The 550-nt window shown below is 48.4% G+C and carries 2 tRNA genes; both read right to left on the bottom strand.

The features are described 5' to 3' along the window. Positions 1–238: 238 nt before the first annotated feature. Positions 239–314: transfer RNA gene (locus CAG44_RS27385), tRNA-Ala, on the bottom strand. A gap of 26 nt (positions 315–340) precedes the next feature. Further along, positions 341–417: transfer RNA gene (locus CAG44_RS27380), tRNA-Ile, on the bottom strand. Between the last annotated feature and the right edge of the window lie 133 nt (positions 418–550).

Below are 550 nucleotides of genomic sequence, written 5' to 3'. Positions count from 1 at the left end.
AACCCCAAGCAATCTGGTTATACTGTGAAGACGACATTCGCCGAAAATTCGCATGTTGCTCTTTCGAGCAGAACTCACAAATTTTACCTTAGCCTGATTTCCAGCAGTGAAACTGGTCATCAGTCTATATCTATCACATATCCGAATTTTTAAAGAACGATCTGACAAAAGTCAGAAATCAACATTCGAACTGAATGTTCATTTCTAAGTTCTGACAAGCTACTGCGTACGGCGAAAGTGGTGGAGCCAAGCGGGATCGAACCGCTGACCTCCTGCGTGCAAGGCAGGCGCTCTCCCAGCTGAGCTATGGCCCCGTGTATTCTACGGCTGAACCATGTAATGGTAGGTCTGGGCAGATTTGAACTGCCGACCTCACCCTTATCAGGGGTGCGCTCTAACCAACTGAGCTACAGACCTATAACAGGGTCGCGTTACAGCATCGTCTTTTACAATGAATCAAGCAATTCGTGTGGGAGCTCATCAGCAGGCTGATGTCGTCGATTAAGGAGGTGATCCAGCCGCAGGTTCCCCTACGGCTACCTTGTTACGA

Source organism: Pseudomonas sp. B13(2017) (assembly GCF_002113245.1).
In the GTDB taxonomy this organism is placed as follows: Bacteria; Pseudomonadota; Gammaproteobacteria; order Pseudomonadales; family Pseudomonadaceae; genus Aquipseudomonas; species Aquipseudomonas putida_Z.
Note: the sequence above shows the minus strand (reverse complement) of the source record. Positions and strands in the feature narration are given on the sequence as shown.